The organism is Kribbella sp. CA-247076 (genome assembly GCF_050942445.1).
GTDB lineage: Bacteria > Actinomycetota > Actinomycetes > Propionibacteriales > Kribbellaceae > Kribbella.
This window is the reverse complement of sequence record NZ_CP192051.1, coordinates 317,849-331,400: the sequence shown is the minus strand read 5'-3', so window position 1 is coordinate 331,400 and position 13,552 is coordinate 317,849. Positions and strand designations below refer to the sequence as shown.

13 protein-coding genes are annotated in these 13,552 nt (G+C 70.3%); 5 read left to right on the top strand and 8 right to left on the bottom strand.

Features of this window, described 5'->3' with window-relative positions:
• Positions 1-51 precede the first annotated feature (51 nt).
• Positions 52-822, bottom strand: a complete 771-nt coding sequence (locus ACQPYZ_RS01635) for a TetR/AcrR family transcriptional regulator (protein WP_433164494.1) — start codon at positions 820-822, stop codon at positions 52-54.
• A gap of 94 nt (positions 823-916) precedes the next feature.
• On the opposite strand from ACQPYZ_RS01635, the gene ACQPYZ_RS01630 reads away from it, so the two are divergent.
• Genes ACQPYZ_RS01630 through ACQPYZ_RS01620 form a run of 3 tightly spaced genes read left to right on the top strand, consistent with a single transcriptional unit; the run spans position 917 to position 3,563 of the window.
• On the top strand, positions 917-1,870 hold the full coding sequence (locus ACQPYZ_RS01630; protein ID WP_433164492.1) for an ATP-binding cassette domain-containing protein: 954 nt from the start codon (positions 917-919) through the stop codon (positions 1,868-1,870).
• Positions 1,867-2,661 (top strand): ABC transporter permease, encoded by a 795-nt coding sequence (locus ACQPYZ_RS01625; RefSeq protein ID WP_433164490.1) that lies wholly within the window; start codon positions 1,867-1,869, stop codon positions 2,659-2,661. The genes ACQPYZ_RS01630 and ACQPYZ_RS01625 overlap by 4 nt, the downstream gene beginning before the upstream one ends.
• Before the next feature lie 29 nt (positions 2,662-2,690).
• A complete protein-coding gene (locus tag ACQPYZ_RS01620; RefSeq protein ID WP_433164488.1) occupies positions 2,691-3,563 on the top strand; it encodes an FkbM family methyltransferase in 873 nt (290 codons plus the stop codon).
• A 4-nt stretch (positions 3,564-3,567) separates the two neighbouring features.
• On the opposite strand, the gene ACQPYZ_RS01615 is transcribed toward ACQPYZ_RS01620, so the two are convergent.
• Positions 3,568-4,335, bottom strand: coding sequence for an SDR family NAD(P)-dependent oxidoreductase (locus ACQPYZ_RS01615; RefSeq protein WP_433164486.1), 768 nt, complete (start codon positions 4,333-4,335; stop codon positions 3,568-3,570).
• A gap of 98 nt (positions 4,336-4,433) precedes the next feature.
• On the opposite strand from ACQPYZ_RS01615, the gene ACQPYZ_RS01610 reads away from it, so the two are divergent.
• The gene (locus ACQPYZ_RS01610) at positions 4,434-4,973 is read left to right on the top strand and encodes a GNAT family N-acetyltransferase (RefSeq protein WP_433164484.1); all 540 of its coding nucleotides are present in this window, start codon (positions 4,434-4,436) and stop codon (positions 4,971-4,973) included.
• Between the two features lie 43 nt (positions 4,974-5,016).
• Here ACQPYZ_RS01610 and ACQPYZ_RS01605 read toward each other — a convergent pair whose 3' ends face one another.
• The 6 genes from ACQPYZ_RS01605 to ACQPYZ_RS01580 are packed head-to-tail and all read right to left on the bottom strand — an operon-like array spanning position 5,017 to position 11,831.
• The gene (locus ACQPYZ_RS01605) at positions 5,017-5,841 is read right to left on the bottom strand and encodes a bifunctional allantoicase/(S)-ureidoglycine aminohydrolase (protein WP_433164482.1); all 825 of its coding nucleotides are present in this window, start codon (positions 5,839-5,841) and stop codon (positions 5,017-5,019) included.
• Positions 5,838-7,169: an allantoinase AllB gene (allB, locus tag ACQPYZ_RS01600; RefSeq protein WP_433164480.1), complete on the bottom strand. Its 1,332-nt coding sequence runs from the start codon at positions 7,167-7,169 to the stop codon at positions 5,838-5,840. Before allB ends, ACQPYZ_RS01605 begins: the two co-directional genes overlap by 4 nt.
• A complete protein-coding gene (locus ACQPYZ_RS01595; RefSeq protein ID WP_433164478.1) occupies positions 7,166-8,335 on the bottom strand; it encodes a glycerate kinase in 1,170 nt (389 codons plus the stop codon). The genes allB and ACQPYZ_RS01595 overlap by 4 nt, the downstream gene beginning before the upstream one ends.
• Positions 8,335-10,125 (bottom strand): glyoxylate carboligase, encoded by a 1,791-nt coding sequence (gene gcl / locus ACQPYZ_RS01590; protein WP_433164476.1) that lies wholly within the window; start codon positions 10,123-10,125, stop codon positions 8,335-8,337. The genes ACQPYZ_RS01595 and gcl overlap by 1 nt, the downstream gene beginning before the upstream one ends.
• Complete coding sequence (locus tag ACQPYZ_RS01585) at positions 10,125-11,009, bottom strand: 2-hydroxy-3-oxopropionate reductase (RefSeq protein ID WP_433164474.1); 885 nt, start codon at positions 11,007-11,009, stop codon at positions 10,125-10,127. The genes gcl and ACQPYZ_RS01585 overlap by 1 nt, the downstream gene beginning before the upstream one ends.
• 21 nt (positions 11,010-11,030) lie before the next feature.
• Positions 11,031-11,831 carry a hydroxypyruvate isomerase family protein gene (locus tag ACQPYZ_RS01580; RefSeq protein ID WP_433164473.1) on the bottom strand — a complete coding sequence of 267 codons (801 nt, stop codon included), beginning with the start codon at positions 11,829-11,831 and terminating at the stop codon, positions 11,031-11,033.
• A 139-nt stretch (positions 11,832-11,970) separates the two neighbouring features.
• Between ACQPYZ_RS01580 and ACQPYZ_RS01575 the strand changes: the two genes are divergently transcribed.
• Complete coding sequence (locus tag ACQPYZ_RS01575) at positions 11,971-13,503, top strand: PucR family transcriptional regulator (protein WP_433164471.1); 1,533 nt, start codon at positions 11,971-11,973, stop codon at positions 13,501-13,503.
• Positions 13,504-13,552: the final 49 nt, after the last annotated feature.

The following is a 13,552-nucleotide window of genomic DNA, read 5'->3' as shown; positions in this document are numbered from 1 at the left end:
TCCAGCGGTAGATCAGCCGTCTGGTCCGACACCTCCTGTCGAATTGTCCGGTCAGTCGCGCTCGGCGATCAGTAACGAGATCCCGTCGAGGATCCGGTCGAGGCCGAACTTCAGTGCGTGGCCCGGATCCAGGGTGGCCTGGAAGTGTTCGCCGGCCGCGGTGCCGACCCGACCGGCCAGCGGGAAGCGCTCGGCCATGCCGGCCATCACCTGGGTGAGCGCCGGCGAGATCTCCAGCCACCACTCCTGATCGGACAGGCCCGACTCGCGTTGGGTGCGGAGCTGCTCCGCACTGGCCCGAGCCGTCCCGCCGACATGCGTCAGCACAAGGGTCAGCGCAGAGTCCATTTCCACGTCGGTGAGGCCGAGACCGTCCAGCGGACGGAGCTCGGCCTCGTACTTCAGCGTGACGTTGGGCCCGAGCGCGGTCCGGATCGTCGGTACCTCGTGGATCCACGGGTGCTTCATGAGCACCTCCCAGTTGCGCTCGGCGACGAACTCCAGCGCGCCCCGCCAGCCACCCGGTTGCCGGGCCGGCTCGTCGACGGCGGCGTACATCTCGCCGTGCACGCTGTCGAACATCAGGTCGGTCAGCTCGCCCTTGCCGGGGACGTGCGTGTAGAGCGACATCGTGCCGACCTTCAGCTGCTCTGCCACCATCCGCATCGAGACCGCCTCGAGCCCGTTCGCGTCGGCCAGCTCGATCGCGGTGCCGACGATCGATCGCACCGTCAGGCCGGACCGGCCTGCCTTCGTGTGACTGCCCCACAACAGCGCCAGACTGCGCGCCGGATCGGGCGCGGCCGCCTTCTTCGGACTCAAGGGAACAAACTCCAACCTGTCGTCGTTGACCCGATCGTACCTGAGTCGTACAGTGTACGGTACACTCTACGGTTCAACCGGTGAGAGGTGGGAAGTGACTAGGGAAGTTGTGATCGAGGCTGTCGGCGTACGGAAGAACTACAAAGGCGGCACAGAGGGGGCGGGACTGAACGGTTTCGACCTGGAGGTCCGGGCCGGCACCGTGACGGGCCTGCTCGGCCCCAACGGCGCCGGCAAGACGACCGCGGTGCGGATCCTGTCCACACTGCTCGACCTGGACTCCGGCACGGCGACGATCGCCGGGTACGACGTCCGCCGCCAAGGAGCGGAGGTCCGTCGCCGGATCGGTCTGGTCGGCCAGTACGCCGCGGTCGACGAACTGCTGACCGGCCGGCAGAACCTGGTGATGTTCGGCCGGCTGAACCACCTGGGCCACGCGGCCGCGGTGCGGAAGGCGGACGAACTGCTCGAGCGGTTCCTCCTGACCGAGGCGGCCAACCAGGCGGTGACGAAGTACTCCGGTGGCATGCGACGGCGGCTCGACCTGGCCGCGAGCCTGATCGTGGCCCCGGACGTGCTGTTCGTGGACGAGCCGACCACCGGGCTGGACCCGGGCGGCCGGATCGAGGTGTGGAACGCCGTCCGGCAACTCGTCGACGGCGGGACGACGGTGCTGCTGACCACGCAGTACCTGGAGGAGGCGGATCAACTGGCGAACCGGATCTCGATGCTGAAGGCCGGCAAGGTCGTCGCCGAGGGCACCCCGGACGAGCTGAAGACCCAGCTCGGGTCGGACTGGCTGGACCTGGTGCTCACCGATCCGGCCGACGTCCAGCGGGTGGTCGAGCTGGCTCAGCCGCTGGCGGACGGCGAGATCCGGGTGACCGACGTACGCATCAGCGTGCCGGTGAAGGACCGGACCAGGGCGCTGGTGTCCATTGCGAACTCATTGCACCAGGCAAAGATCGAACCGGAGGACATCACCCTGCGCAGACCGACGTTGGACGAAGTGTTCCTGCACCTGACCGGACCGGAGGTGGCGGCATGACGGCGTTCGGATGGGCCTTGGCGGACAGCTGGACGATCGCGCGGCGGACACTGACGCACTGGCGGAACCAGCCGGGACAGATCATCTTCAACTGGTTCTTCCCGGTGCTGATGCTGCTGCTGTTCGGCGGCCTGCTCGGCGGGGCGATGGACTTCCCGGCCGGCGAGTCGTACTACGAGCTGCTCGTGCCCGGCATCTTCGCGCTGGCGATGCTGTTCGGACTCGAGGGCACGATGACCGCGGTCACCACGGACAAGGAGAAGGGGGTGACGGACCGGTTCCGCTCGCTGCCGATGAGCTCGACCGCGGTCGTCATGGGCCGCTGCATCGCGGACATGCTCGACTCGGCGGTCACGCTGGTCGTCCTCGCCGCGGCCGGGCTCGCGCTCGGCTGGCGGTGGCACGAGGGGGTGCCGGCCGCGGTGGCGGCGTTCGGGCTACTGCTGTTGCTGCGGTTCGCGCTGCTGTGGATCGGGATCTTCATCGGGCTGACGGTGAAGAACGCGCAGAGCGTGACGGTGGTGCAGGTGCTGGTCTGGCCGATCGGCTTCCTGTCCAGCACGTTCGTCGCCACCTCCACGATGCCTGACTGGCTGGGCACGATCGCCCAGTGGAACCCGCTGTCGTCCACGGCGACCGCGGCCCGCAACCTGTTCGGCAACCCCGATCCGTCGGCGACCGCCACCTGGATCGGTACGCACGCGGAGGTCGCTGCCGTCGTCGCGCCCCTCCTGCTGATCGCGGTGTTCCTACCCCTGTCCGCCCACAAGTTCCGCACACTGTCGCGGTAGCCGGGAGCACTTCCGGGTATCGGGTGTGAGTGCGGAACCAACTGCTGTGGCGCTCAGCGCATGCGATCGAGCGTGCGCTGGGCCCACAGGCAGCGCGTCGGACCGCCCGCCTGGCCGGCGCCGTGGAGGGGCTCAGCGACACCGGCGTACACCGGATCGCCTTGCGGATCTCGCCTCGGCTCGCCCGGCAGAATCCTCACCTGGTGAAGGTGTCACCGCGGTGGGCGGTCGACAGCGTGCGCGTACGCCGGCAGGGACTTCGGCTGGAGCTGGATCTGCGGGACAACCTACAGGCGGTGCTGTACTACGCCGGGCGCTACGAACCCGCAGTACGGCGGTTCCTGCTGAGCGAGTTGCGGCAGGGCGACGTCGTACTCGACGTGGGCGCGAACATCGGGCTGCATGCGCTCACCGCAGCTAGGCGGCTGCGGAAGCTGGGCGGTGGTCGAGTGATTGCGTTCGAGCCGGCCGAGGACTGCGTGGCCAAGCTGCTGGCCGCTGCGGACAGCAACAACCTGCAGGTCGAGGTGATCGCCGCTGCACTCGGTGAGCGGGAGTACTACGCGGCACTACGAGCGGACAGCCGGTACGACGAGGCTGACGCCGGGGTGCGCTCCCTCTACGGCGACGGAGCCGTGGTGCAGGAGGTCCGCGTCATCCGGCTGGACGACTGGGGTCGTTCGCTCGACCGGCTGGACATGGTCAAGCTCGACGTCGAGGGAAGCGAGATCGCCGCGCTCACCGGGGGCGCACAGACTCTGAGGCGGTTGCGGCCGCGCGCTCTGCTCGTGGAGGACAAGCGAAGCGAGTCGAGCGCGCGGCTGCACGCCGTACTGGACGAGCTGGGCTATCGGCCGACCGGCGACGTCCTGGATCACAACGCGCTGTTCCGGCCGCGGTAGTTGCTTATGGCATCAGTTGGCCGCCGTTGACTTCGATGATTTGGCCGGTGACGTAGGAGCTCATCGCGTCGGAGGCGAGGAACAGGAGGGCGCCGACGCACTCGTGCGGGGTGCCGGTGCGGCCCATCGGGATGGTCGCGACCATCCCGTTCAGCTGCTCCTCCTTGGTGTGCCGCTCGTGGAACGGGGTCTTGATCACGCCGGGCGAGAGCGCGTTGACCCGGATTCTGTCCGGGGCGAGCTCCTTGGCCAGACCGCGAGTGAACGTGCTGACCGCGCCCTTGCTGGTGGCGTAGACGACCGACCCTCCGCCGCCGCCGTTGCGGCCGGCGATCGAGGTGACGTTGATGATGTTGCCGCTGCCCTGGGCCCGGAACACCGGCACGATCCGGCGGGAGAGCGCGAACACCGAGGTCAGGTTGACGTCGAGGATCCGGTGGAACTCCTCGTCCGGTACGTCGGTGACCGGCGAGCGGTTGACCAGGTCGCCGGCGTTGTTCACCAGCACGTCGATCCGGCCGTGCTTGGCCAGGACCTCGTCGATCAGCGTGCCCGCGGACGCCGGGTCGGCCAGGTCGGCCTGGTGGACGGACGCCGTACCGCCGGCCGTCTGGACCGCGCCCAGTGTGTGCTTCGCGCCGTCGGCGTTGCGGTGGTAGTGCAGCGCGACCGTCGCCCCGGTCTCGGCGAACCCGACCGCCGCGGCGGCCCCGATCCCGCTGCTCGCCCCGGTCACCACGACGACCTGATCCCTGAAATCCAGATAAGCCATGCGCCCTATCCTGCCCCGGGCGCGCGGCGCGCGCTCCCGTGCGGGTGTACGCGCCGGGAAAGGGTTTGCTTCCGCGGTGTCGGCGGTAGATTCGATGGATGGGGTATGTGCTCGAGCAGCTCGATCTGCGGCGGTGGCGGACGGCGGACGCGCTGCGGCTGACGGCCGCGCACCAGGATCCCGAGATGGTGAACCAGGGCGGGATCGTGGACAGGGCGTCCGCGGTCGACTGGATCGGCCGGGTCGCCGACCTCGACAACGGGCACGTGTACGCCGTCGCGGACGCCGAGGACCACCCGATCGGGTGCGTCGCCGTGACGAACATCGACCGCCACCAGGTCGGCTGGACGTGGTACTGGACGCTCGCCGAGGTCCGCGGCCACGGCATCGCCCGGGACGCGCTCCGGGCCCTGGCCGGCTGGGCCCACCACGACGCCGGCCTCTACCGCCTCGAGCTCGGCCACCCCACCGACAACGCCGCCTCCTGCGGCGTCGCCGCCAGCGCCGGCTTCCTCTACGAGGGCCTCGAACGCCAGCGCCTCGCCTTCGACGGCACCCGCTTCGACGTCGAACGCCACGCCCGCCTCGCCACCGACCCCCTCACCCCACCCGAACGCCCGGTCACGATCAGCGGGTAGGCGCGGACGATCTCGTAGTCCGGCACGGAGCTACTGTCGGAGGTCAGAGGGTCAGTTTGGGGTGGCGGTTGACGTCCTTGTACAGGAGGTAGCGGAAGCGGGTGGGGCCGCCGGCGTAGCAGGCCTGGGGGCAGAAGGCGCGTAGCCACATGAAGTCGCCCTCCTGGACCTCGACCCAGTCCTTGTTCAGCAGGTAGACCGCTTTGCCCTCGAGGACGTACAGACCGTGCTCCATCACGTGCGTCTCCGGGAACGGGATCACGCCGCCGGGCTCGAAGGTGACGATGTTGACGTGCATGTCGTGCCGTACGTCGTCCGGGTCGGCGAACCGCTGGGTCTTCCACCGCCCCTCGGTCCCGGGCATCTCGATCCCCTCGACGTCGACCTCGTTGGTGACGAACGCCTCGGGTACGTCGATCCCGTCCACCCGCTCGTACGCCTTGCGGATCAGGTGGAACCGGGCGACCTGCTCGCTGGTGTTGTGCAGCGTCCAGTCGGCCGCCGGCGGCAGGAACGCGTACCCGCCCGGGCCGAGGTCGTGCTTCTCACCGCCGACCGTCAACGTCACGTTGCCTTCGACAACGAACACGACGGCCTCGGCGGCCGGGTCGGTCTCCGGCCGGTCGCTGCCGCCACCCGGCGCGACCTCGACGATGTACTGCGAGAACGTCTCGGCGAACCCGGACAGCGGGCGGGCGATCACCCAGAGCCGGGTGTCGTCCCAGAACGGCAGCCGGCTGGTGACGATGTCGCGCATGGTCCCGCGCGGCAGGACGGCGTACGCCTCGGTGAAGACCGCGCGGTCGGTGGTCAGGTCGGTCTGCGCGGGCAGTCCACCGCTCGGGGAGTAGTACCGGGGCGTGCTCATGCGGATTCTCCTCTGGTCAGCAGGCGGCCCCGGGGAGCTGCCTTGATGTCGACGGGTTGTCCGCGCAGCCAGGTGCTGCGGACGACGCCGTCGAGTGTGCGGCCGTCGTACGGCGTGATGGCGTTCTTGTGCTGCAGTGCGCCGGCGTCGACGACGAACGTCTCCTCCGGCGCGAACACGCTGAAGTCCGCGTCGTACCCGGCCTCGATCCGGCCCTTGCCGGGGATCCCGGGCGCCTGACACATCCAGCGGGCGACGTCGGAGAGCGTGAAGTCGCGCCTGTGGGCCTCGGTCCAGACCGCGGGCAGGCCAAGTTGGAGGGACACGATTCCGCCCCAGGCCTCGCCGAAGTCGCCGGTGTCCAGCCGTTTCAGGTCAGGCGTCGACGGCGAGTGGTCGGAGACGACCAGGTCGATCACGCCGTCGCGCAGACCGTCCCACAGCAGCTCGCGGTTCGCGGCCTCCCGGATCGGCGGGCAGCACTTGTACTGCGTCGCGCCGTCGGGGATCTCCTCCGCGGTGAACGTCAGGTAGTGCGGGCAGGTCTCGGCGGTGATGCGCACGCCCGACTCGCGTGCGACGGCGATCATCGGCAGAACGTCGGCGCTCGACACGTGCAGGATGTGGACGCGGCAGCCGGTCGCCCGGGCGGTCTCGATGACCGCGGCCACGGCGGTGTTCTCGGCTTCCCGCGGGCGCGAGTTCAGGAAGGCCAGGTAGCTCGCGCCGTCCGGTGGCGGGGCGGTGTCGATGCCGTGGGCGTCCTCGGCGTGCACGATCAGCAGTCCGTCGAAGCTCGCGATCTCCCGCATGACCGGCTCGAGCTCCGCCGGGTCAAGCGCCGGGAACTCGTCCACCCCGCTGTGCAGCAGGAAGCACTTGAACCCGAACACCCCGGCGTCGTGCAGCGGGCGGAGGTGCTCGAGGTTGCCCGGGATCGCGCCGCCCCAGAAGCCGACGTCGACGTACGCCTGGCTCGCGGCGGTCTTCCGCTTGAGCTCCAGTGCGGGTACGTCGCAGGTCGGCGGGATGCTGTTCAGCGGCATGTCGACGATCGTGGTGACCCCACCGGCTGCGGCCGCGCGGGTAGCGCTGGTGAAGCCTTCCCAGTCGGTGCGACCGGGGTCGTTCACGTGCACGTGGGAGTCGACCAGGCCGGGCATGAGCACCTCGTCCCCGGCCAGCACGAGCTCGTCGGTGGTGTCGAGGTGGGCGTCGTACGGCGCGACGACGGCGATCCGCCCGTCCTGCACGCCGACGGCCCGGGCCTCCGCACCCGTGGCACTCACCACCCGGCCGGCCCTGACGACGAGGTCCAACTTGCTCACGCGAACCCCCTCTCGGTTCCTGTCATCGTAGATCGCGCCAGGTGGTCGGCCGCGATCCTCTCTCCGAGTTGCCGCAGGAGCGGGATCGGGTCGGCGATACACCGCCGTACGTCGGGCTCGAGGTCGGTCAGCGCGTACGCCGCCTCGACGCCGGCGGCCCGCAGTCGCGCCGGATCCAGCCGGTTGGTCCCACAGACCGCGACCACAGGCACCCCAGAGGCTCGGGCAGCCGCGGCCACGCCGGCGACCGCCTTGCCGTGCAGCGTCTGCTCGTCGAGCGCCCCTTCACCGGTGACCACGAGATCCGCCCCGGCAAGGTGCTCGTGAAACCCGACCAGCTCCAGCATCAATTCGATCCCCGGCCGAAGCTCGGCGCCCAGCAGAGCCAACGCCGCAAACCCGACCCCACCCGCAGCCCCCGCCCCAGGCGTGTCGCGGAAGTCCCGCCCGGTCGCCCGGACCACCAGGTCCGCCCAGCGCGTCAGCCTGTCATCCAGCTCAGCAACCTGTTCGGCGTCGGCACCCTTCTGCGGCCCGTAGACCGCCGCGGCTCCAGCGCGTCCAGTCAACGGATTGTCGACATCGCACGCCACGACGACCTCCACTCCGGCCATCCGCTCGCGCAGCGCGGTCAGGTCCAGAGAAGTCGCGGCCGCCAACGCGCCACCGCCTTCCCCCACCGGAGCGCCGTCGGCGTCCAAGAGCCGCGCCCCGAGGGCGCGGACGAGCCCGGCTCCCCCGTCGGTGGAGGCGCTGCCGCCGATGCCCAGGATGATCCGGGTGCAGCCACGGTCGATCGCGGCGGCGACTAGCTCGCCGGTACCGTGCGAGGTCGCGGTCATCGGCGCCGGCCGCCCGCCGGGCAGCCGGACGAGGCCGGAAGCATCCGCGAGCTCGACCACCGCGGTTGCATCCCGCCGGGCGAAGCCACTCTGGACCGCCTCCCCGGTAGGCCCGGAAGCGGTCGCCGGGACGAACTCGAAGCCCGCGGCGACGGCGGCGGCGAGCGTGCCGTCACCGCCGTCGGCCACCGGTACGGCGTCCACGGTCACGTCGGGGCAGGTACGGCGTACCCCTTCCGCGACCGTGGTTGCCACCTGGTTGCTGGTCAGGCTGCCCTTGAACTTGTCGGAGGCAACGACCACCCGGGGCCCCGCGCCCACCATCAGCCGACCGAGGCGGGCGCGCGTCGGGTGATCGCGGTCGGGGCGTCCTCCGGGGTCTCGGCCAGGGGCTCGAACTCGTTGACGGTGTCGATCTCGAGGCCCATGGAGACGTTGGTGACGCGTTCGAGGATGATCTCGACCACGACCGGGACCTGGTACTCGGCCATCAGGTTCTTGGCCTTCTCCAGGGCCGGCAGGATGTCGTCCGGCTCGGTGACCCGGATCGCCTTGCAGCCCAGGCCTTCCGCGACCTTCACGTGGTCGACGCCGTACCCGTTCACCTCGGGGCTGTTGATGTTCTCGAACGACAGTTGCACGCAGAAGTCCATGTCGAACCCACGTTGCGCCTGCCGGATCAGCCCAAGGTACGAGTTGTTCACGACCACGTGCACGTACGGGATGTTGAACTGCGCACCGACGGCCAGCTCCTCGATCAGGAACTGGAAGTCGTAGTCACCCGACAGCGCCACGACCGTGCTCTCCGGATCCGCCACCGCGACGCCCAGCGTCGCCGGCACCGTCCAGCCGAGCGGACCCGCCTGGCCGGCGTTGATCCAGTGCCGCGGCCGGTACACGTGCAGCAGCTGAGCCGCCTGGATCTGCGACAAGCCGATGGTCGACACGTAGCGCGTCTCCGGGCCGAACGCCCGGTTCATCTCCTCGTACACGCGCTGCGGCTTGATCGGCACGTTGTCGAAGTGCGTCTTGCGGTGCAGCGTCGCCTTCCGCTCACGGCAGTCCTCGGCCCACGCGGACCGATCGGCCAGCTTGCCCGCCGCGGCCCATTCGCGGGCCACCTCGACGAACACCTCGAGCGCCAGCCGAGCGTCCGACACGATGCCGTAGTCCGGAGCGAACACCCGGCCGATCTGCGTCGGCTCGATGTCGACGTGGATGAACTTCCGGTCCTTCGTGTACGTCTCGACCGAACCCGTGTGCCGGTTGGCCCAGCGGTTGCCGATGCCGAACACCAGATCCGACGCCAGCAGGGTCGCGTTGCCGTAGCGGTGCGAGGTCTGCAGGCCGACCATGCCGGCGGTCAGCGGGTGGTCGTCCGGGATCGCTCCCCAGCCCATCAGGGTCGGTACGACGGGCACGCCGACAAGCTCGGCGAACTCCACCAGCAGGTCGGCCGCGTCGGCGTTGACCACCCCGCCACCGGCGACGATCAGCGGCCGCTCGGCGGCGTTCAGCATCGCGAGCGCCCGCTCCGCCTGGGCACGGGTCGCCCCCGGTCGGGCCACCGGCAGCGGCTCGTAGGTGTCGATATCGAAGTCGATCTCGGCCAGCTGGACGTCCAGCGGCAGGTCGACGAGCACGGGACCCGGACGGCCTTCGCGCATCACCTGGAACGCCTTCTGGAAGGTGCCCGGCACCTGGGCCGGCTCCATCACCGTGACCGCCCACTTGGCGACGGGCTTGGCGATTGAGGCGATGTCGACCGCCTGGAAGTCCTCCTTGTGCAGCTTGGCCACCGGTGCCTGGCCGGTGATGCACAGGATCGGGATCGAGTCGGCCGAAGCCGAGTACAGGCCGGTGATCATGTCGGTGCCCGCCGGCCCCGACGTACCGATGCAGACGCCGATGTTGCCGGCGCGCGCCCGGGTGTAGCCCTCGGCCATGTGGGAAGCGCCTTCGACGTGCCGGGCGAGCACGTGCTTGATCCCGCCGTGCTTCTTCATCGCGCTGTAGAAGGGGTTGATCGCGGCGCCCGGCAGACCGAACGTCTGGGTGGCACCTTCCTTCTCCAGGATCAGGACCGCGGCGTCGACCGCGCGCAGGCGCGCCATCAGCCCGAAGCCTTTCCGGACAGGCGCTCCACGCCCCGCAGCAGCGAGGAGTGGTCGAGACCGCCGTCGCCGTTGGCCCGCGCGGACGCGACCAGTTGGGCGACCAGCGATCCCAGCGGTACGGCGACCCCGGCCTCGCGGGCCGCGGCGGTGACGATGCCCATGTCCTTGTGGTGCAGGTCGATCCGGAAGCCGGGCTCGAAGGAGCGCGCGAGCATGTTCTCCTTCTTCTGGTTCAGCACCGACGAGCCGGCCAGGCCGCCGCCGAGGACCTCCAGGGCCGCCTTGGTGTCGACGCCGTACGCCTCCAGGAAGACGACGGCCTCGGACAGGGCCTGGATGTTGGCCGCGACGATCAGCTGGTTGGCCGCCTTGACGGTCTGGCCGGAGCCGCTCGGGCCGACGTGCACGACGGTCTTGCCGACCGCGCCGAACAGCGGCTCGGCGGCGTCGAAGTCGTCCCCCTCGCCGCCGACCATGATCGACAGCGCGGCCTTCTTGGCACCGGCCTCGCCGCCGGAGACCGGCGCGTCCAGGATCCGGAAGCCGAGCGCCCGGGCCTGCTCGGCCAGCTGCTGGGTGACGTCCGGCCGGATGCTGGAGAAGTCGATGATCAGCGACCCGGTCTCGGCGTGCTGGAACACGCCGTCGTCACCGGCGAGCACCTGCTCGACGTCGGGCGAGTCGGGCACCATCACGCAGATCACGTCGGCTCCCTTGACCGCGTCCGCGACCGAGGTCGCGTAGCGGCCGCCGGCCTCGACCAGTGGAGCGCCGCGCTCAGGAGTGCGGTCGAGGCCGGCGACGGTGTGACCGGCATTCTGCAGGTGGACGGCCATCGGGCTGCCCATGATGCCGAGACCGATGAAGGCGATGTTGGTCATGTCGGGGTCTCCCAAGAGGTGTCAGCGGGCGGCGCGCGGCAGCCGGCCGAAACTGTCGACTGTGGTGGTGGACGGCTTGTACTCCAGGCCGATCCAGCCGGAGTAGCCGTTGCCGGCGAGGGCGGTCAGCTGCCGTTCGAGCGGGAGCGTTCCGGTGCCCGGCTCGTTGCGGCCCGGCGAGTCGGCGATCTGCACGTGGGCGATGCGGTCGGTGTGCTCGGCGATCACCCGGTCGACGTCGTCGCCGTTGACCGCGAGGTGGTAGAGGTCCGCCAGCAGCCCGACGTTCGGCGCCTGGACACGGTCGATCACGGCCAGCGCGTCGGCGGCCGTCAGCAACGGGTACCGGTCCGCGCCGCTCACCGGCTCGACCAGGACGACGCCGTCAATCCGGGCGGCCGCCTCGGCGGCGAGCGTGAGGTTCTCGACCGCCAGGTCGTCCTGCTCCGCCGCGGAGTGACCGTCCTCCCGGTTGCCGTAGAGGGCGTTGAACCCGCGGCAGCCGAGTCGCTCGCCGATGCCGACGGTGACGTCGATGTTGTCCCGGAACTCCCCGGACCGCTTCGGCCAGGACACCAGGCCGCGGTCTCCGCCGGGCATGTCGCCGGCGAAGAAGTTCAGGCCGGTCAGCTGGACACCGGCGTCCTGGATCGCGGTCACGAACGCGTCGACGTGCCGGTCCGGCGGCACCGCCTCGACGAACGGCCACCAGAACTCGACGGCACCGAAGCCGGCCCTGCGGGCGGCCGCCGGGCGCTCCAGCAGCGGCAGCTCGGTGAACAGCAGCGAGCAGTTCACCGTGTAGCGCAGCGGGTTGGTCATGGCTCTCTCGACTTTCCGTATTGCGGAAGTTGATTTCTGTTCTGCGAAAGACCATAGGCATGCCGCCGCGACGGCGTCAAGGGTGTCGTGGTTCCGGGCGCCCGTCCGGGCGTTGTACGTTCCTCTGAGGAGGTGCGCGATGCTGCTGTCCGAGTTGCTCGACGCGCCGGAGCTCGGGTTGCGCCTGCTGCACCTGGCCGAGGACGCGCTCGACCGGCCGATCGGCCGCCTGGTCACCACCGACCTGCTCGAGCCGGGCCGCTACCTGAGCGGCGGCGAGCTCGTGCTCACCGGCCTGGTCTGGCGCCGCAGCGCGGCCGACAGCGAGACGTTCGTGACCTCGCTGGCCGCGCGCGGAGCCACCACGATCCTGGCCGGCAAGGCGCTGCTGGGCGACGTACCCGAGGACCTGCTGGAGGCCTGTCGTGGTCACCAGGTCACGCTGATCGAGGTCCCGATCGCGGTCGCCTTCGCGGACATCACGGAGTACGTCGCCGCCGCGGGCTCGGTGGAGACGGGCGCGCGACTGTCGGCCAGCCTGGTCCGTCAGCGGCAACTGCTGTCGTCGATCGCGGCCGGCCGCAGCCTGGACGAGCTCGCCGACCGCATCTCGGCCGAGATCGGGCACGACTGCCGGGTGATCACGCCGACCGGCCGGCACGTCGTCCCGGGGCCTGGCGAGTTGGACGAGGGCACCCTGGACGTGATCTCGCGGCGGTTCCTGACCGCGGACCGGACGCCTGCGGTCGCCGACGCCGGCGGGACGTCGTACAGCCTGTTCCCGGTCGGGTCGGGTCTGGGCAACCGGCTGACCGCGTGGGTGCTGGTGATCGACGGCGACCACACCGAATGGTCCCGCGACCACGTCGAGGCGGTGCACGAATTGGGCGCGATCGCCGCGCTGGACCGGGCTCGCCGCGACGAGGGCCGGCTCGCACTCCGGCCGCTGGTGGCCGATGCGCTGGCCCTGGTCGAGTCGGGCGCTCCACATGCGGAGGTCGCCACGCGGCTCCGGCAGGCGGGTGCGCAGTCGAACCAACCGATGGTCGTCGCCGTCGCCGAGCTGCGGGACGACGGACCCACCGAGGTCGCTATCACCATCCTCGAGGACGTCGCGCTCACGGTCGGCCCGGCGGTGGTGGCGCCCGGACGTGACGGCGTGTTGGTTGCCTTGCTCCCCTTTGCGCCGGGTCTTCCGGACCAGCTGCGGCGCGCGTTCGGCCGGCTGTCACCCGGGCTCATGCGGGCCAGACTCGGCGTCGGTATCAGTGGTGAGACCGCCGTGGACGCGTTGGCGGGTGCTCTCGAAGAGGCCCGGTTCGCCCACCGGGTGGCGCTGTCCGGGAGTACGCCGGTCTCGGTGGTCACGTCCGACGAGGTCGCGTCGCACGTGCTCCTGCTCGCCACGGTGCCGGACGACGTACGGCGTACGTACACCCATCGCGTCCTCGGGCCGGTGCTCGAGCACGACCGCCGGACCCAGTCGGACCTGCTCACCACGTTGCGGGAGTTCCTCGCCTGCGACGGCTCCTGGTCGCGGGCGGCCGAGACGCTCCACCTGCATGTCAACACGGTTCGCTACCGGATCGAACGCGTTGAGCAACTGACCGGACGCGATCTGTCCCGGCTCGAGGACCGGGTGGACGTGTTCCTCGCCCTCAAGTCGCTCTGAACCGCCCGGTTTGGGTGATCACACAAATCGGGGCCTGCCGGAGCCGGTG

Excerpts from the sequence above, each read along its gene's own strand:
- ACQPYZ_RS01580 (WP_433164473.1), bottom strand. The coding sequence starts at position 11,831 with ATGACCAACCCGCTGCGCTACACGGTGAACTGCTCGCTGCTGTTCACC.
- ACQPYZ_RS01615 (WP_433164486.1), bottom strand. The coding sequence starts at position 4,335 with ATGGCTTATCTGGATTTCAGGGATCAGGTCGTCGTGGTGACCGGGGCG.
- ACQPYZ_RS01625 (WP_433164490.1), top strand. The coding sequence starts at position 1,867 with ATGACGGCGTTCGGATGGGCCTTGGCGGACAGCTGGACGATCGCGCGG.
- ACQPYZ_RS01595 (WP_433164478.1), bottom strand. The coding sequence starts at position 8,335 with ATGGTGGGCGCGGGGCCCCGGGTGGTCGTTGCCTCCGACAAGTTCAAG.
- ACQPYZ_RS01610 (WP_433164484.1), top strand. The coding sequence starts at position 4,434 with ATGGGGTATGTGCTCGAGCAGCTCGATCTGCGGCGGTGGCGGACGGCG.
- gcl (WP_433164476.1), bottom strand. The coding sequence starts at position 10,125 with ATGGCGCGCCTGCGCGCGGTCGACGCCGCGGTCCTGATCCTGGAGAAG.
- ACQPYZ_RS01585 (WP_433164474.1), bottom strand. The coding sequence starts at position 11,009 with ATGACCAACATCGCCTTCATCGGTCTCGGCATCATGGGCAGCCCGATG.
- ACQPYZ_RS01575 (WP_433164471.1), top strand. The coding sequence starts at position 11,971 with ATGCTGCTGTCCGAGTTGCTCGACGCGCCGGAGCTCGGGTTGCGCCTG.
- ACQPYZ_RS01605 (WP_433164482.1), bottom strand. The coding sequence starts at position 5,841 with ATGAGCACGCCCCGGTACTACTCCCCGAGCGGTGGACTGCCCGCGCAG.